Origin of the sequence: Pseudoalteromonas sp. TAE79 (assembly GCF_000498015.1) — a bacterium.
In the GTDB taxonomy this organism is placed as follows: Bacteria; Pseudomonadota; Gammaproteobacteria; order Enterobacterales; family Alteromonadaceae; genus Pseudoalteromonas.
The window spans coordinates 1-16,679 of sequence record NZ_AUTL01000120.1; the positions used below are offsets into that span (position 1 = coordinate 1).

Below are 16,679 nucleotides of genomic sequence, written 5' to 3' on the forward strand. Positions count from 1 at the left end.
ACTCCAACGGCCAAAATCAGAAGGTAAATCTCGCCATGGAATACCTGTGCGCATCTTATACAGTATGCCTTCGAGCGTTTTTCTATGGTCGGGCTTATTATAAATTCGACCAATAACGGTGAGCTAAGTCTATAGAGATTCTAAGCGGCATTTTTTAATTCATTATATTTCTGATGTGGCTTCATATAATAAAGCGTAGAGTGCCTACGTTTGTAATTGTAAAACTGAATATAATTGTCCACCTCAGGGATAGCTTAATAGTTTTGACAAATTATTAGCAACTTAAAAGGTATTTTTGGTGGGCTTTTAACTAATACCGAGTATATTTTGGCCATTTTTAGCCCCAGTGAGAAAGCCTACTGTGTGGCCATAGTTAATTACTTCACATAGCGCCCTTTATGGTGGTTTTTTAGTGCAAAAATCAACTAGCTGGTTGCTTTTGTCTGTCTAATATTGAATTTCTCTTTGGTGATTTTTTAATCCTTGCTAAATAGGGCCATCACGCGATTTAAGTATCTAGTTATACTGCCTAAATATGTTTTAACTGCTCACTTAAAGTTTTGATTTGTACTATGAGGTTAGTTATACTGCTTATAAGTGTAATAAGTAGGTACTTAATTGTGAAGCAAGAAATAGCAATTCAAAGACTGAATGAATTAGACAGAAAAGGCCGCTACGTCTTTTTGCATCGTGATTTATCTAAAATTTTTCATGAAGATTCTCCGCGCTCACTAAACGAAAGCCTTGCTCGCCTTGTTAAGAGCAGTATTTTGGAGAGAGTGGCTAGGGGCGTTTATGTATATGCTTTATCTAGATATAAAAATACATCTAATACGTTGGACTTGATTGCAACGGCCTTAAGACGTGGAGAATATAGTTATGTGAGTTTAGAGTCCGCGCTATCAGCGTACGGTGTAATTTCTCAGATCCCAATTGACAGATTAACGCTTATGACTACGGGGACAAAAGGTGAATACAAAACACCTTATGGCGTTATTGAGTTTACGCATACTAAGCGTGCAGTTAGGGATATTCTTCCTTACATTATCCAGACTGATAGGCCTTTAAGAATAGCATCAAAGGCTGCTGCACTGAGGGACTTAAATCGGGTTGGCAGAAATACCCATTTAATTGATATGAAGGTAATGCATGATGACTAAACGAGAGAACTTTAATTTTTTAGTTGAAAGGGCGTTGGAAGAAAATGCCGGCTCAGGTAATAAGCCTGTAATTGAAAAAGAGCTACTTCATTACGATATTTTATTTGCGCTCGACCGAGCAGGTATGCTGGATGATATTGTATTTCAAGGCGGGACGAGTTTAAGGTTATGCTACGGCTCTAATCGCTACAGTGAAGACCTCGATTTCGCAGGAGGCTATGATTTCAACAGCAAGACATTATTAAAAATGAAAAATGTAATCGAAGAGTATATCGGTGACAGGTATGGGTTTGAAATAACGGTTAAGGAACCTCACTCGCTTAAAAAAGATCCTAAATATACCGATTTAAGAATTGATAAATGGCAAATAGCAATAGTCACTGCGCCAGAGCACAAAAGTATTGCGAAACAGAGGATTAAAATTGAAGTTGCCAATATTCCTGCTCACACAAAAGTACCACTGCCACTGAAACAGAATTATGCGTTTTTGCCTGATGGCTATAAAGATACACTTATTTATGTTGAATCATTAGAAGAGATAATGGCAGATAAAATTATCTCACTTCCTGCGACTCAAAGGTATGTTAGGCATCGTGATATTTGGGATCTTATGTGGTTACAACAGCAAGGGGCTACGATCAATAAGGAGCTCATTGAGAGGAAAGTGAGCGATTATAAAATTGAGGGATTTATTGAGCTGCTTGATGCGAGAATTGCATCAATTGAAGGCATTGTAAATGGACGCGATTTCGATCAAGAAATGAAGCGCTTTTTAAGCCAAGAGGCATATGAGCGAACTTTAGGCAAAGACAAGTTCCGCGAATTTTTGATATCAAATTTAATCGGATTACTCTCGTCTGCGAAAAAGGAATTAAGCATGCAGATGGACCACCGTACTGAATTTCGGCTATAGCAATCTTACATAAAGCTTATTTTTGTCAGTGGACTGCCAAGGTTTCCAAATTGTTAAGTTTAGGCATTCTTGTGCTCCATCACAAAAGCGAAGTCGGCAAAAAGTCTTTTTAAAGGGTTTACAGGTGAGGGGGTGATAAAAGGTTCTACTGCTGAACTAGTACAGCTGAGCGATAATGGCGGAAAATAGCTCTTCATAACTAGAGTTATTTTTAAAGATAAAATATGGCATATTATCGTTTGGTTAGTAATTTAAGAAAGTTCTTGAAAGCTGGCACATCAAATTCTTTCCGCCAAATTATCAAGGTTTTAGATTCTTTAATTCTTAAGTATGATATTGATGCTGGTAAATCCATTAAATCAAGCACACTTTTAGGTAATACAGTGACAGACATTCCGGAAGCAACGTAAGCAGCCATCGCATGATATGAAGACATTTCGTGAATCTTCCAATCAATTGAGGAGTTAACATTTAAAATGTTTTCAGCTATTTCACGATAAGTACAACCTTTATGGAATGAAACAAGGTTCCTAACTTTAATATCTTTAAAGTTACTCGTTTTCTTCTCGGAAATTGGTACTAACAGCAATAGTTCTTCTGACCAAACTTCTTGTGTATTTATACCAAGCTCAACTAAAGCTTTATCATTATCAAATACATCAGGTAAAGCTAAAAATGCACAATCCAATTCACCATTCGAGACTTTCTCAAGTAACTGCATAGATGTTCCTGTAGTTAGAGAAATATTTGTGGTGGGATAGGCGATATTATATTCAGAGAGTACGCTTGGCAGCCTGCTCGCTGCTGTACTTTCCATGCTCCCTATAATTAATTGCCCTCCTATACTTTCACCCATAATGGCTTGCCTTGCCTCATTTTCCAAAGCTAATAGTTGCTGGGCATATTCGTAAAATTTACGTCCTGATGACGCAAGTTTCATTTTTTTTCCAGTCCTTATAAAAAGCTCGACACCTAAATCTGATTCAAGCTGCTTTATTTTTGTTGTTACATTGGAAGGTGCCCTCCTTAACTGGATTGCAGCTTGGGTTACACTTTCATAATCGGCTACGGTACAAAAAATGCGAAGAGATCCACTATTCATTTAATTCTCATTTTGATAGTATTTAGTTAATTACATTCTCGAAATGAGAATATAATATATTCTTCACTTTGTAAATAGAGGTTCTAACATGCCATGTAAATCTTTACTTTCCTTGTTAGGTGTTAAATTACCTATAATTCAAGCTCCAATGGCTGGTGTATCAACACCATCATTGGCTGCTAAAGTCACTAACGCTGGAGGAGTTGGCTCTATTGGGATTGGTGCAATGTCTAATGAAGATGCTGAAAAAGCAATTTCTGATACAATGAAACTAACAGACAAGCCTTTTAATGTTAATGTGTTTTGTCATCAAACCCCCAGAAAAAATATTGAATTAGAAAGAAAGTGGATAAATCAATTTTTGCCAACTTTCAACTCATTTAAAACTCTACCTCCGAAAGAGTTAAAGGAGATTTATCAATCTTTTAATGACTCAAAGCAAATAGACATATTAATAAAACTTAAACCTAAAATTGTAAGCTTTCATTTTGGGCTGCCTTGCCCTGAATACTTAGAAGTTCTCAAAAATTTAGGGATTACAACCTTAGCGACTGCAACTAGTCTAGAAGAAGCACATTTAATTGAACAAGCAGGTATTGATATAGTTGTAGCGCAAGGAATTGAAGCCGGCGGTCATAGAGGTGTATTTGAGCTCACGAGGACAGATGAAAAACTTAGTACTATACATTTATTGAAGAAAATTATTTTACAGACTTCACTTCCAGTAGTTGCTGCTGGCGGCATCATGAACGGAAATGATATTTTTAATGCTTTAAATAATGGTGCGATGGCTGTGCAAATGGGCACTGCTTTTTTACTATGCCCTGAAGCAAATGTAGGAAAATATTACCACTCAAAGATCAAACAGTGCGAGAAAGGTATGACGACGATAACAAGTTGTATTTCAGGCCGTCCCGCTCGTGGTATTATTAACCAGATCATTAAAACAGGAAATGAATTCCCACTATCATCTATTCCTGATTATCCATATGCTTATGACTTAGCAAAACAACTCAACAATGCTGCTGTTAAGTCTAGTTCAAATGATTATAGCGCATTATGGGCTGGCACCGGAGTTACAAAAGCAAGAGAGATGACTGTGGAAAACTTAATTAAAACTCTAGAAAGAGAAATAAATGAGGCTAAGCAAACGTGAATTGCTGTTCATTATGGCAAGATCGTTTGGTAATGTTTAATTTTTAATAATCTAAATTTTTTGATAACCGTACTAAATCTATAAAGCCACGATAAACGAGGATTTATAGATCTATTAAGCTAGTTGGCTGGGTCCAATTACTTTGGTAATTCAGAGTTTAAGTAAGATACAGTTTCGTGCACATTATCCGTTAATGCGAATACTTTATAACCCCAACAAATGATAGAGGATTATTTTAAAATCAAAAGTTTGAACGGTCGCCATTCTTAAAGTAGGCTTTTAGAGTAATTTTTCCAACTCGTTTTGGGGCAGAAACGAGTTACGCTTTAATGTCCGCTATTGGCACAGAGCCGTCCTTCGGCTCAAACTTATTTTTGTCCAAAAACGATTTTATCTGACAGTCTGCTTCTCGCTCAAATAAGCCCCCGAAAAGTGGCTCATATAGCTATCTAGGTTAACGCTTTCGAAAAACAAAAGTAAATTTCCTATAACTACCTTTGAAGCACTAGAAACGGAAGTTTGCTTCCGAAATATAGTGATATAGGCTTACAAATCGGAAGTTTACTTCCGTTTTGTACTTTAAGATTATAAACCGGTGTTTAATGAAAGACTGGGAAGTCTAGAGGTACAAGCAAACATTGGGTTATTAAATTTAATAATTAGCTTTTAGCTAAATTTAGAAAAACCTTAAAGCTGGTAGTTTGATTATTTGAACTGACCTCTATATTTCCACCGTTTGCTTGCGCTAGAGCTTTAACTATTGCAAGCCCTAAACCAGCTCCATCGCTGTGTCGTTGGCGCGATTTATCGGGTCGATAAAAGCGGTCAAATAAATAAGGTAAATGCTCAGAAGGTATTCTCTCCCCAGTATTAATCACTGAAATACATATTTTTTCAGCGGTAAATATTTCACTATTTACTGTGATTGATGAGCCTTTTGGGGCATACCTTATTGCATTGGATAGGAGGTTTGATAATAATTGGCGAAAGTGTAATTTGTCACAATAAAAACAAAAGTTTTGACCTTTTTTCTTAAATGTAATCAATGAGTCTTCAGCCAAAGCATCAAAGTACTCAAATAATGCTTCAATTTCATCATGGCTTTTTAGAGTATTTTGAACGGGTTTAACCAGTCCATTCTGAGTTTTTGCAAGCCAAAGCATATCACTAACCATCTTAGTTAGTCGTTCCAGCTCTTCTAGATTAGAAAACAATAATTCTTGATACTCTAACAACTGTCTTTTTTTAGATAAACCAACCTGTGTTTGAGTGATTATATTTGTTAGTGGAGTACGTAACTCATGCGCAATATCACTAGAGAAATTTGATAAACGAATAAATTCACCTTGGAGTCTGTCGAGCATCGAGTTAAACGACTGCACCATATTAATAAGCTCAATAGGCACTTTATTTTCATCAAGCCTTACATCCATCTTATTAGTTTGGATGTCATGCATTTTCTGACTCAAACCTCGTAAAGGGTTCAATCCTTGATGTATAGCAAACCAAGCCACCAATAAAATGAGTACCGCAGAGCCAAACATAATAGCCCAAAGGCTTTGTTGAAATTGATTGAGAAAGTGTAAATGAAAGCTCATGTCTATCGCTGTAGTAATTTTGTATTGCTGTTGCCCAGTACTTAAATTACTCACCAGAGCTCGGTAGGTGTGGGTATCATTTTGCCATGAGGTAATGTTGTTACGGTTAAAGCCAGCTGAAGCATTAGCACTCATTACAAAATCACTAAAATCTCGTTCAGAACTTTGAAAAATGAGCTCTCCTTTTGCGGTATTTACCTGATAGTAAACACCGTGATGACCCGCTACAGCGTTAGATAATTCATTTTTAAGTTTCAGGTTTGATTTATACTGTTGTCTTAAAACTAATTCAATAGATTGATTAATAACATGCAGTTCACTACTATCTTGCTGGAAAAAATGATGTTTTATCGAACTACTTATTAAGGTGGCAACTAAAGTTAAGCACGCAATAACGGTTACAGCGACAAACAACACAACACGCATCGTAAGTGATAAAGGCCGTGACTTAATAGCCATCAGTTTCAACCTCTAATTTATAGCCCATACCACGAACCGTATGAATTAATTTAACAGTAAAGTCATCATCAACTTTTGCTCTTAGCCTACGAATGGCAACATCAATCACATTGGTGTCGCTATCAAAATTCATATCCCATACTTGAGAAGCAATTAACGAACGTGGCAGTACTTCACCTTCGCGCCGTAACAATAGTTCAAGTAAGCTAAACTCTTTATTACTCAATAAAATACGCTTGCCTGCACGTTGTATTTTTCGCTTTGGAATATCCATTTCTAAATCAGCAACTATCAGTATATCGTCAACTGTTTGTACTACACCACGGCGAATAAGAGTGCGTACTCTTGCTAAAACTTCAGCAAAAGCAAAAGGCTTTATTAAATAGTCATCAGCACCAAGTTCGAGCCCCTTTACTCTATCGTCTATACTATCGCGAGCAGATAAAAATAGTACTGGGGTTTTGTTATCTGCTTCACGTAGCGACTGTAAAATTTTCCAACCGGATACGTCAGGTAACATGACATCAAGTATTATTACATCAAATAAGTCGGTCATTGCTAGGTGATGACCGTCAAGTCCATTGCGCGCCAAAGAAACCTGAAAACCAGCTTCACTTAGTCCCTGTTTTAAATAATCTCCTGTCTTTGATTCATCTTCAACAACTAATAAGCGCATACAATTCCTTCATTAAAGTCCTAACAACTACCTCTGCAAATATTATGCAGTATCTGTCACTACAGCAACATGACACCAACATTACAACTTTGTAATGTTCGCGTCATGTTTAAGACAGGTCTATTTTCTATACTCAATACATATTCTGGTATGAAGGAGTAAGGAAATGGGGTTTAAAAAGTCATCACAACAGGTTAGCACACCACGAAGACGATTTGTTCAAGGCTTAATTGCAGGAGGTGTACTTGCTGCTTTTCCGAGTGTATTACATGCTGCATCATCTTTAGTAGCAGGAACAATAACAGGCACTGTGCCCGAACTTAGCGGCAAAGTAATTGATCTGGTTATAGATGAATCGCCGGTTAACTTTACTGGCGTAGTACGTATGGCGACAACTATCAATGGCTCTATACCCGCCCCTACCTTGCGCCTCAAAGAAGGCGATGACGTTACTATTAGAGTAACAAATAAGTTATCAGTACCGAGTTCAATTCATTGGCATGGCATTATTTTACCGTATCAAATGGATGGCGTACCTGGTATCAGTTTTAAAGGCATTATGCCTGGCGAAACCTTTGTTTATAAATTTAAATTACAACAAAGCGGTACATATTGGTATCACTCACATAGTGGCTTTCAAGAAATGACTGGCATGTACGGTGCATTAATTATTGAACCGCGAGAAAAAGATATTATTAGTGCAGATAACGAGCATGTTATTCAATTATCTGATTGGACTGATGATGACCCAATGGCGCTGTTCCGCAAATTAAAAATACAGAGTGATGTATTTAACTTCAATCAGCCCACTGTTCCAGAATTTTTTGATGACGTTTCAAATAGCGGTGTTTCGAATGCTTTGCAACGCCGCAAAATGTGGAATCAAATGAGAATGAATCCTACAGATTTAGCTGACTTATCTGCATCAGCAATGACCTTTTTAATGAACGGTAGTACGCCAATGTCAAATTGGCGAGGAATGTTTAAAGTTGGAGAAAAAGTAAGACTTAGGTTTATTAATGGCTCAAGCAATACTTTTTTTGACGTTCGTATTCCCGAACTAAAACTAACAGTTGTACAAGCTGATGGGCAAAACGTTGAACCAGTGACAGTTGATGAATTTAGATTCGGCCCTGGTGAGACCTACGACGTAATTGTTGAGCCTAAAAATGATGCCTATACGATTTTTGCTCAAAGTATGGATCGCTCTGGTTACGCAAAAGGAACTTTATCAAGCTCGCCTAATATTGATGCGCCAGTACCTGCACTTGACCCTGTTGAATGGTTAACGATGACCGATATGATGGGCAATATGACCCACGGCGGTGAGCATTCTGCAATGGCAGGTATGGCTGGCATGTCAGGTATGAACTCTAAAGAAATGGATCATAGCGCTATGGAGCACGGTGCAATGGCGATGGATCATAGCAAACATGGTATGTCTGAAAACCCATTGGCAGTTGCCAGCACTAAAGTGCGTCATGCCAAAACGGAGTATGGAGCTTCAGTTGATATGCGCGTTGATATGCCTAGAACAAATCTTGATGATCCTGGTATTGGTTTACGTAAAAATGGTCGCCGTGTTTTAACACTTGCAGATTTACACTCACTTGAAGGGATCACTAACCAGCAAGAGCCAGAAGCTGAAATTGAGTTGCATTTAACCGGAAATATGGAACGTTATAGCTGGTCATTTGATGGCTTAGAATTTGGTAAAAGCACGCCAGTGCATATGAAGCATAACCAACGTTTAAGAGTTATTTTACAAAACGATACCATGATGACGCACCCTATGCATCTGCATGGTATGTGGAGTGATTTAGAAAACGAGCAAGGTGATGTGCAAGTGCGACGTCATACAATACCTGTTCAACCCGCACAAAGAATCAGCTTTTTAACCACCCCTCACGATGTAGGGCGCTGGGCTTGGCATTGCCATTTATTATTCCATATGGATGCCGGCATGTTTAGAGAGGTAGTCGTATCATGAAACAATTAAAACTATCTAAATCATTTAGTTTATTAATGTTAACTGGGGCTTCATTAATTAGTTTCCCTTTATTAGCGCAAAGTGAAATGGCACAAATGAATAGCGCTAAGATGCAACCACAAGGAGGAAGTGCACCTAAAGATGCAAGAGACCCCCATGCTTACTCTGCGGGAACAACTTTAACAGAAGGCCCATATGCGCTTGAGGGCAATGAGCGATTAACACTCGCTGATGAGCATCCATTTTACGCATTACTAGGCGATCGTCTTGAATATAACGAGCAAGCAAACGCAGGTGTATTTGACTTACAAGCATGGTACGGCACTACCTTTGATCGATTGGTAATTAAAACCGAGGGTGATTTCAGCGAAGGAAGTATTGGAGAAAACCAAACCGATATTTTATGGGGTCACGCCGTATCAGCATATTGGGATACTCAAGCAGGTGTTCGTCTTGATTACAATAAAGAAGGTGAAAATCGGCAATGGTTGGCTTTTGGCTTACAAGGTTTAGCCCCTTATTGGTTTGAACTTGATATGACAGCATACGTAGGTGAGCGAGGCAATACCGCATTTACGTTAGAGGCAGAGTACGAACTACTACTCACGCAAAAGCTAATTATACAACCGCGAGCCGAAATTACACTTTATGGCAAAAACGATAAACAAAACGAGCTTGGAAGTGGCCTATCAAGCAGCGCGATTGGCTTTAGGGTTCGTTATGAATTTACACGCCAGTTTGCGCCCTATATTGGCGTTGAATGGAGCAATAAATTTGGCAATACCGCCGACTATGCCACATCAAGAGGACAAAGTAGCAACAACACCGCATTTGTTGCGGGTATTAAATTTTGGTTTTAATCATTTTAAATAAGAGGTAATTATGAAGTTTTTTAACTCTGCAGTAGCCATTTTAGGTTTAGTGCTTACATTTTCCGCATCAGCGCATATATCACTCAAGCAATCAATACCTGCACAAGAAGCCATGTTAATGCAAGGACCAGAGGAACTTTCGTTAATTTTTAGTGGTGAAGTAAGGCTAGCAAAAGTCATCATCAAAGATGAAAAAAATAAAACAATAAACTTTGATTTCAAACCCAGCGCCACCCCAAGCACAGACTTTAATTGGTCATTACCGAGCCTAGCCCAAGGCACTTACACGGTTAAATGGACAGCACTGGGTGGTGATGGACATAAAATGACTGGCACGTTTAGATTTATGGTACATAAAAATGAATCGCATAAGATGATGCAAGAACAATCTAATACCCACAGCAAACATAATCATTGAGTAGCAACATCATGCAATTAAGTGAATGGTCAGTGCTCTTACTATTATTAAAACTAGCAAGCTATATAGCAATTGTAGGGCTTGCGGGCACTTTATTAATGCGCTTTATGTGTGGCAACAGCAATGTTGCAGGGCATCACTTAATTAGCTTTCATCAGTTCTTAAAACGTTGGCAAATTACGTGTGTAGTTACAGGTAGTATTGCTGCACTTTTACAAGTACCTATAGAAGCTGGAGCAATGGCTGGATCAGGCTTTATGGGAATGTTTGACCCCTTTATGCTTGAAATTGTTTGGCAATCAGTCATAGGTGACCAAGCAAGGTTTAGAATACCAGCGCTTATTATTGCTCTAATTAGCGCATGTATGTGGAATGTGGAATCAGATGATAACGTAGCAGGTTATAAAAACGGTGCCGTTATACTAATCATGCTTGGGTTTATCGCTTATAGCTTCACTTTTACTGGGCACAGTGCAAACGAAAATGGGTTAGTGAAAAGTATTTTAACCTTTCACCTTATTGCCATTGCGAGCTGGTTAGGGTCATTGTGGCCGCTTTACAAAAGCTGCACTTTACTACCTACCAGTGAAGTAAAGCGGTTAATGCATTACTTTGGTCAACTCGCTATTGTTATTGTATTTGTACTACTTATTTCGGGCTTAACTCTGCTCCTGCAGTACCTAGAGTCATTTTCTGCATTGTTTACATCAGATTATGGGCAACTAATTTTATTAAAGCTGTTACTCGTCAGCGCGATGCTGCTCCTAGGTGCATGGCATAAGCTTTTTTTAGTCCCGCAAATCACTCAACAACACCATATAAGTATATTAAAACGCTCGATTACTGTTGAAATAGTAATTGCCCTGTTTGTGCTTATTACAACAAGTGTATTTACCACACTTGTTGGTCCGCCTATTTAACGATTAATAAAAAGGGAAACGTATGTTAATTAAATCCTTTAATTTAAAAATTTTATTGCTACTAATTTTTAGCACTGTTAGTTCTTTTACTGTTAGTGCACATGACGATGAAAAATATTCAAAAAAAGGCAAGGCCTTTGTCAATGTTGATAGCGAGGCTGCAAAAACAGTCAGCCTATTTCATGCATCTCTAAAACAAGGTAATCGCGAAGCTGCACGTAAATTACTGGCCGACGATGTCATCATTTTTGAAGGCGGAAGTGTTGAGCGTTCTGCAGATGAATACGCGAAACATCATATGATAGCGGATATGAAATTCTTAAGTGCTGTTAATAGTGAACTACTAGAGCATCAAGTTTACACAAATGGAGACATAGCTTACTCAATTTCAAGAAGTAAAACTCAAGGAAAGTACAAAGGAAAAGATATTAAGTCTATGGGAATGGAATCAATCACATTAAAAAACACCGATACAGGTTGGAAAATCACTCATATTCATTGGTCAAATTAAGGAGTTAACAATGCGAGTAATCTACATTACCTCAGCGTTATTTTTATCATTAACTATGTCATTTTCGGCGATAAGTATCGAAAAACAACATAAAGCATTAATAACTTATGAGAATTCAGAAAAACCTAAAATTGAGCTTACCGTTTATAAAAGTAAAAATTGTGGATGTTGTAATAAGTGGATTGCTCATTTGAGCGAAAACAATATTCAAACAAAAGCAATTAACGTCAATGACATGGGGACGATTAAATCTCAGTATCAAATAAAACCAAATATGCGGTCATGCCATACAGCCGTTTCAGCCGATGGATTTGTATTTGAAGGTCATGTTCCCGCCAAACATATAAAACAGTTTTTAGCTGAACAACATCCTGAAAAGACGATAGGGCTCTCTGTTCCCGCTATGCCTGCTGGTACGCCAGGTATGGAAATGGGCGATCGCTTTTATAAATATAATATTGAAATGCTTACGCACGATTTACAGCAAAATACTTATAAGCATATTAGCAAATACGCTGAGCAGTTTTAACACTTATGGCACAACTCTTGATGTAATATTAAACATTGATTCAATGATTAAATATATAGTGGGTTTACGCCTAATAACCTGTAAGAATTACCCATTGGTATAAATGATATACAAAGTAAATGATAGAAAGGAGCCATCTAATGTCGCAGTATTTAAAGCTTTTCTTAATGATAGCCACATCAACATTAGTCATGTTTGTACTGATGTATTTGAATACTTATCAGCTAAGTCATGTTTTTTTTAGTGAAACTCGTACTTATATGGCGCTTTATATGGGAGCCATGATGGCAGTGATAATGCTACTTTTCATGCTCAATATGTATAAAGATAAAAAGAAAAATATAACAGTACTCATTGCTAGTGTTACCGTATTTGCGGGAAGTTTATTTTTAGTTCGATCACAAGCGACTGTTGATGATAGCTCATGGATGTCGGCGATGATCCCACATCATTCAATTGCAATACTCACCAGTGAAAGGGCAAAAATCAAAGATAAGCGAGTCCAAGAGCTTGCAACAAATATTATTGAGGCACAGCGTCGTGAGATTAAAGAAATGCAGTGGTTACTAAAGGATATAGAGAAAAATGGCCTAGCAGAAACTCAGGAGCAAGCACAATCTAGGACCGTACCGGATTTTAATGCTAAGTAAAATTTTATACCAATACATAAAAGGGAGCTAAACATGAGTAAATCAGCCCAACTTTTTAGAATGGCCACAGATGAGCATATTTGTCCGTTTGGTTTAAAATCAAAAGACCTACTAGAGCGAGAGGGATATACAGTTGATGATCAGCTATTAACTTCTCGAGAGCAAACAGATGAATTTAAAAAACAACACAGTGTAGAAACTACACCTCAAACATTTATTGATAATAAACGTATAGGTGGCTATGTCGACTTACGCGATTACTTTGATAAGCCAAAAGCTGGGCAAGAAGGTACAACTTACACGCCCGTGATTGCGATTTTTTCGGTTAGTTTTTTGCTTAGTGTGGCATTTAGTTTTGCAGCGAATAATAGCTTATTATCAATGCAAACCGCTGAACTGTTTGTAGCCCTAACAATGGCAGTGTTAGCAATACAAAAGCTTCAAGACTTATTTAGCTTTACTAATTCATTTATAACCTATGACTTAGTCGCTATGAAAGTAGTCAGGTACGCCTATGTTTACCCATTTTTAGAAGCATTTGTTGGCATTGGAATGATAGCCGGATTACCAGCCTATATTATTGCCCCTATTTCATTGTTCATAGGTGGGGTTGGTGCTGTTTCAGTGATAAAAGCAGTCTATATAGATAAACGAGAGTTAAAATGTGCGTGTGTAGGCGGTGACAGTAACGTACCACTAGGGTTTATCTCCCTAACAGAAAACCTGTTTATGATCGCTGCCGGTATTTGGATGTTTGTTAAGTAAACAACAGCTTTAATTTAAAAACATGATGATGTACTAGTGTGATTACCAAGGGATTATGTCGCTCTAATTACCGAGCGACTTTGTCGTAAATAGCATATCAGCTGTACTAGCTCATATCAGTTCTTACAGTTAAAGTGAATAAGTTTAGACTTCATCAGGCAGACTGCTATGAGCGAGAAGCAGACGTCCATACAAACTCGTTTTTGGACAAAAATAAGTTTGAGCCGAAGGACGGCTCTGTGCCAATAGCGGACATTAAAGCGTAACTCGTTTCTGCCCCAAGACGAGTTAGGAAAGAAACTCACCCTTCTGTGAAGGTGGTAGTTGTTGTTTTTGCTGACGGCGATACTAGGGCCTATTGATCTTTCAAGGTTAAATTTGCAGCAGTCTGTTTGGTATTTAGGCAAGGCAGAGCCTATGTGGTGTGGTTATTCCCCATAAATAGGTGATAACGCAGCATCAATGCCAAACAGGCGCTGCCCTTTGGGTTCTGCCTAGGGGCGATTTACTCTTTGTTGCTCGGTTTTTACTTAGTCCACTAGGTTACAAACCTCGCGCCGCGATTAAACCGCCCCTAGTTTGAACAAATTTTAATCCGCAAAGATCAACAGGCCCTAAGTTCGTTTAGAGTTTTTTCAAGTGATAGTTGACAATACGTTGCCTTCCTATCAAAATGATAGGTATCAGATTGATAGGTGGTTCATGGTTGAAAATAATCCACAAGGTGTTAAAGAATTCCCACTTACAGAGGGAACAGCCAGAAAAATAATGAATGATCTGGCAGAGAATTATACCCACAGGATTCGATGGAGCAAGCATGTTAAACAACGCATGCATGAACGAGGGGTTACTACAGCACAAATAATTACTCTACTTAAGAGTAAACATTCGGTGTTTAGAGAGGGTCCATACCCTGAGGCCTCCGGAGATTGGAAATTTAACTTGAAAGGTTTAGCAGCGGGCAAAGTTATTGAGTTGACTGTTGCACTTAAGAATCATCATGACAGTCCTATGTCAGTTTTAGTAACTGTATGGATAGATTAAGAGGTTGATATGTACCATTATACTGAAAGCGGTTTATTAAACGTGTATCTAAAAAATGGTGTTACCGTTGAAGAAATCGATGGTGAAGAATATACAAGTATTGATGATATGAACGGACTTCATAGCGCAATAGCGCAGGTTGTTGTCGACAGCAACAGGCCTCTTGCGTATGAGGAATTTAAATTTTTACGTATTGAAATGAATGTTTCTCAAAAAATGCTTGCGACACGTTTTGGTGTGGATGAACAGACAATTGCACGTTATGAGAAAGGTCAAACAAAAATTCCACGTACTACAGATGCGGCTTTAAGAGCTTTGTATATGGAAAGCCAAGAGCAAAATAATCCCGTAAGTTATTTTCTTGATTTACTGTCGGATACTGAAGCTGAGGAAGCTGCAAAAGTAATTCGCCTAGAAGAAATCGAAAACCATTGGGAAGAAGTAGAAAGCTAAGCCTTAAACCACTTAGCCAAAAAGCCGACATTAAGTCTAATGTCAGTCAGTTAACACTGACTGGCTTTTTTTTATAGGGATATTTAGATGGTTTCTTTTTCACACATCGTGGAAAGCTGCGCTCATGATGCCTTGTTGGTAACTGAAATAGCGTCAGCGTTTCTAATAAATGCTCATAGCGTTTTGGTAAATTTCCCGGACTTGTCAGTGGGATAGTTAACAGAAATACATTGATATGTCTTGAACAATGAGAAAAACTCAGTTGATTTGGCCATACTTCCAGTAACTCTGCTGCCTCACGCATGGCTATTCTTATAATATTGTAGGCAATTAGTAACCCCCACAATTCTTGCCTTATCATATCCGGCCTTTTTGAGCGTAGGATATAGTTTGAGTGCAACATTGTTTGTTTTATTTCTCGATATCCTATTTCTATTTCCCAGCGATGCATGTACAAATCAGCGATTTCTTTTGATGGGTAACGCATTACATCAAGCATTGATGTAAGAATCTGATACTGCTTATTATTATGCGTGTAAGTAAGCAGCCGAGCTTCTATAAACTCTGGCAAGTCAGTAAACTTTTTTCGCGCTTGTGGCGATGTTTTAAGACGCACTAACTGGTCATTTTTACTCATTTTCTTTATGGTATCAACGGTTAAGCCTTTTCTGACAGGTATCATCCAGTGCCTTTCAGTCCCTGCTTGGTGCCAACGATGCAAAAGCCCTAATGAATAATAACCGCGATCAAATAAGGTTAATGAGTTATCCGGTGTACCTTCAATGAGCTCTTCAGCGAGTGTCATTTCTCCTTGATGTTGCCCGTTAAAAGTACAATTAATGAGTTGATGGCTCGTTAGCTCCATGTGGCATACCATCCGAATTTGCGGATAGGTATTTTCACCATACTGGGTTGAGCCACACCCAAATACGTCTTTATTCTCTGGCGTATCATGTGTACGAAAAACAACGCCATCAACTGCTAATAGATTTAAGCCACAAAATGTATCGAAGTGGGCATGATTATAATGCCGTGACGCCATCATCTTGAAGACCTGCTCGACAGCATCTTCACCTAAGCGTTGTCTCGCTTGAACCATGGCACTAGGGGCAACTAGTTTCCCTTTACCTGGTAAGGCGATGTCCATTTTAGAGGCTATATCCCAAACAGATTCATGACGAAATAAACTCATACCAATCACAGACCAAACGACAGCATCGAGTGGTAGGCGACGTTTACGAACGGTGGCGACACCCGATTTTTCAAAAGCTTGGTTAAGTAATTCGGGATCTAAGATGCCAGATAAGTTATCAAGCGTTGTAAATTCATCAGCAGATGAGAAGGTGGTTGAAAGAGCTGTTTGAATATCCATAAAAAAACCGTAATTAGCGAAACTAATTACGGATTATTCACGATCATTTAGATCGGTCAACCGATCAATTAACCTTAACTGATCGGCATTA

18 protein-coding genes and 1 pseudogene are annotated in these 16,679 nt (G+C 38.2%); 13 read left to right on the forward strand and 6 right to left on the reverse strand.

Going from position 1 to position 16,679, the window contains the following annotated elements:
• On the reverse strand, nt 1–114 hold a 114-nt coding region (locus L655_RS1000000126545), incomplete at its 3' end, for a transposase (protein WP_139016273.1).
• A 26-nt stretch (nt 115–140) separates the two neighbouring features.
• Nucleotides 141–242, reverse strand: a pseudogene (locus L655_RS1000000128490) (IS3 family transposase); the annotation flags it as partial.
• A 378-nt stretch (nt 243–620) separates the two neighbouring features.
• Between L655_RS1000000128490 and L655_RS0107530 the strand changes: the two are divergent.
• Together L655_RS0107530 and L655_RS0107535 are read left to right on the forward strand one after the other, a co-directional pair.
• Complete coding sequence (locus tag L655_RS0107530) at nt 621–1,160, forward strand: DUF6088 family protein (RefSeq protein WP_024604642.1); 540 nt, start codon at nt 621–623, stop codon at nt 1,158–1,160.
• Nucleotides 1,150–2,073, forward strand: coding sequence for a nucleotidyl transferase AbiEii/AbiGii toxin family protein (locus L655_RS0107535; protein ID WP_024604643.1), 924 nt, complete (start codon nt 1,150–1,152; stop codon nt 2,071–2,073). Before L655_RS0107530 ends, L655_RS0107535 begins: the two co-directional genes overlap by 11 nt.
• A gap of 232 nt (nt 2,074–2,305) precedes the next feature.
• On the opposite strand, the gene L655_RS0107540 is transcribed toward L655_RS0107535, so the two are convergent.
• A complete protein-coding gene (locus L655_RS0107540; RefSeq protein WP_024604644.1) occupies nt 2,306–3,175 on the reverse strand; it encodes a LysR family transcriptional regulator in 870 nt (289 codons plus the stop codon).
• An 88-nt stretch (nt 3,176–3,263) separates the two neighbouring features.
• Here L655_RS0107540 and L655_RS0107545 point away from each other — a divergent pair, with 88 nt between their 5' ends.
• Entirely contained in the window at nt 3,264–4,331 is a 1,068-nt protein-coding gene (locus tag L655_RS0107545) for a nitronate monooxygenase (protein WP_024604645.1), read from the forward strand.
• 659 nt (nt 4,332–4,990) lie between these two features.
• Here the strand turns inward: L655_RS0107545 and L655_RS0107550 are convergent.
• Nucleotides 4,991–6,388 carry a heavy metal sensor histidine kinase gene (locus L655_RS0107550; RefSeq protein WP_024604646.1) on the reverse strand — a complete coding sequence of 466 codons (1,398 nt, stop codon included), beginning with the start codon at nt 6,386–6,388 and terminating at the stop codon, nt 4,991–4,993.
• Complete coding sequence (locus L655_RS0107555) at nt 6,378–7,064, reverse strand: heavy metal response regulator transcription factor (RefSeq protein WP_004588805.1); 687 nt, start codon at nt 7,062–7,064, stop codon at nt 6,378–6,380. The genes L655_RS0107550 and L655_RS0107555 overlap by 11 nt, the downstream gene beginning before the upstream one ends.
• A 166-nt stretch (nt 7,065–7,230) precedes the next feature.
• Between L655_RS0107555 and L655_RS0107560 the strand changes: the two genes are divergently transcribed.
• The 10 genes from L655_RS0107560 to L655_RS0107605 all read left to right on the forward strand — a co-directional run bounded on the left by L655_RS0107560 (nt 7,231) and on the right by L655_RS0107605 (nt 15,216).
• Entirely contained in the window at nt 7,231–9,054 is a 1,824-nt protein-coding gene (locus L655_RS0107560; RefSeq protein WP_024604647.1) for a copper resistance system multicopper oxidase, read from the forward strand.
• The gene (locus tag L655_RS0107565) at nt 9,051–9,914 is read left to right on the forward strand and encodes a copper resistance protein B (RefSeq protein ID WP_024604648.1); all 864 of its coding nucleotides are present in this window, start codon (nt 9,051–9,053) and stop codon (nt 9,912–9,914) included. Before L655_RS0107560 ends, L655_RS0107565 begins: the two co-directional genes overlap by 4 nt.
• Nucleotides 9,915–9,936: 22 nt before the next feature.
• Nucleotides 9,937–10,344 carry a copper resistance CopC family protein gene (locus L655_RS0107570; RefSeq protein ID WP_004588802.1) on the forward strand — a complete coding sequence of 136 codons (408 nt, stop codon included), beginning with the start codon at nt 9,937–9,939 and terminating at the stop codon, nt 10,342–10,344.
• 11 nt (nt 10,345–10,355) lie between these two features.
• Nucleotides 10,356–11,264 (forward strand): CopD family protein, encoded by a 909-nt coding sequence (locus L655_RS0107575; RefSeq protein ID WP_024604649.1) that lies wholly within the window; start codon nt 10,356–10,358, stop codon nt 11,262–11,264.
• Nucleotides 11,265–11,286: 22 nt separating this feature from the next.
• On the forward strand, nt 11,287–11,775 hold the full coding sequence (locus L655_RS0107580) for a nuclear transport factor 2 family protein (RefSeq protein ID WP_008109928.1): 489 nt from the start codon (nt 11,287–11,289) through the stop codon (nt 11,773–11,775).
• A 10-nt stretch (nt 11,776–11,785) separates the two neighbouring features.
• A complete protein-coding gene (locus L655_RS0107585) occupies nt 11,786–12,304 on the forward strand; it encodes a DUF411 domain-containing protein (RefSeq protein ID WP_004588799.1) in 519 nt (172 codons plus the stop codon).
• Between the two features lie 140 nt (nt 12,305–12,444).
• Entirely contained in the window at nt 12,445–12,954 is a 510-nt protein-coding gene (locus L655_RS0107590; protein WP_004588798.1) for a DUF305 domain-containing protein, read from the forward strand.
• A 33-nt stretch (nt 12,955–12,987) separates the two neighbouring features.
• The gene (locus L655_RS0107595; protein ID WP_008463945.1) at nt 12,988–13,719 is read left to right on the forward strand and encodes a glutaredoxin; all 732 of its coding nucleotides are present in this window, start codon (nt 12,988–12,990) and stop codon (nt 13,717–13,719) included.
• 702 nt (nt 13,720–14,421) lie between these two features.
• Nucleotides 14,422–14,763 (forward strand): DUF4258 domain-containing protein, encoded by a 342-nt coding sequence (locus L655_RS0107600; protein ID WP_008109362.1) that lies wholly within the window; start codon nt 14,422–14,424, stop codon nt 14,761–14,763.
• A gap of 9 nt (nt 14,764–14,772) precedes the next feature.
• The gene (locus L655_RS0107605) at nt 14,773–15,216 is read left to right on the forward strand and encodes a helix-turn-helix domain-containing protein (protein ID WP_008109361.1); all 444 of its coding nucleotides are present in this window, start codon (nt 14,773–14,775) and stop codon (nt 15,214–15,216) included.
• Between the two features lie 46 nt (nt 15,217–15,262).
• Here L655_RS0107605 and L655_RS0107610 read toward each other — a convergent pair whose 3' ends face one another.
• On the reverse strand, nt 15,263–16,588 hold the full coding sequence (locus L655_RS0107610; RefSeq protein WP_024604027.1) for an IS4 family transposase: 1,326 nt from the start codon (nt 16,586–16,588) through the stop codon (nt 15,263–15,265).
• Nucleotides 16,589–16,679: the final 91 nt, after the last annotated feature.

Coding starts and splice junctions, on each gene's coding strand:
- L655_RS0107545 (WP_024604645.1), top strand. CDS start 3,264: ATGCCATGTAAATCTTTACTTTCCTTGTTAGGTGTTAAATTACCTATA.
- L655_RS0107570 (WP_004588802.1), top strand. CDS start 9,937: ATGAAGTTTTTTAACTCTGCAGTAGCCATTTTAGGTTTAGTGCTTACA.
- L655_RS0107610 (WP_024604027.1), bottom strand. CDS start 16,588: ATGGATATTCAAACAGCTCTTTCAACCACCTTCTCATCTGCTGATGAA.
- L655_RS0107585 (WP_004588799.1), top strand. CDS start 11,786: ATGCGAGTAATCTACATTACCTCAGCGTTATTTTTATCATTAACTATG.
- L655_RS0107550 (WP_024604646.1), bottom strand. CDS start 6,388: ATGGCTATTAAGTCACGGCCTTTATCACTTACGATGCGTGTTGTGTTG.
- L655_RS0107580 (WP_008109928.1), top strand. CDS start 11,287: ATGTTAATTAAATCCTTTAATTTAAAAATTTTATTGCTACTAATTTTT.
- L655_RS0107560 (WP_024604647.1), top strand. CDS start 7,231: ATGGGGTTTAAAAAGTCATCACAACAGGTTAGCACACCACGAAGACGA.
- L655_RS0107575 (WP_024604649.1), top strand. CDS start 10,356: ATGCAATTAAGTGAATGGTCAGTGCTCTTACTATTATTAAAACTAGCA.
- L655_RS0107565 (WP_024604648.1), top strand. CDS start 9,051: ATGAAACAATTAAAACTATCTAAATCATTTAGTTTATTAATGTTAACT.
- L655_RS0107595 (WP_008463945.1), top strand. CDS start 12,988: ATGAGTAAATCAGCCCAACTTTTTAGAATGGCCACAGATGAGCATATT.
- L655_RS0107540 (WP_024604644.1), bottom strand. CDS start 3,175: ATGAATAGTGGATCTCTTCGCATTTTTTGTACCGTAGCCGATTATGAA.
- L655_RS0107600 (WP_008109362.1), top strand. CDS start 14,422: ATGGTTGAAAATAATCCACAAGGTGTTAAAGAATTCCCACTTACAGAG.
- L655_RS0107535 (WP_024604643.1), top strand. CDS start 1,150: ATGATGACTAAACGAGAGAACTTTAATTTTTTAGTTGAAAGGGCGTTG.
- L655_RS0107590 (WP_004588798.1), top strand. CDS start 12,445: ATGTCGCAGTATTTAAAGCTTTTCTTAATGATAGCCACATCAACATTA.
- L655_RS0107555 (WP_004588805.1), bottom strand. CDS start 7,064: ATGCGCTTATTAGTTGTTGAAGATGAATCAAAGACAGGAGATTATTTA.
- L655_RS0107605 (WP_008109361.1), top strand. CDS start 14,773: ATGTACCATTATACTGAAAGCGGTTTATTAAACGTGTATCTAAAAAAT.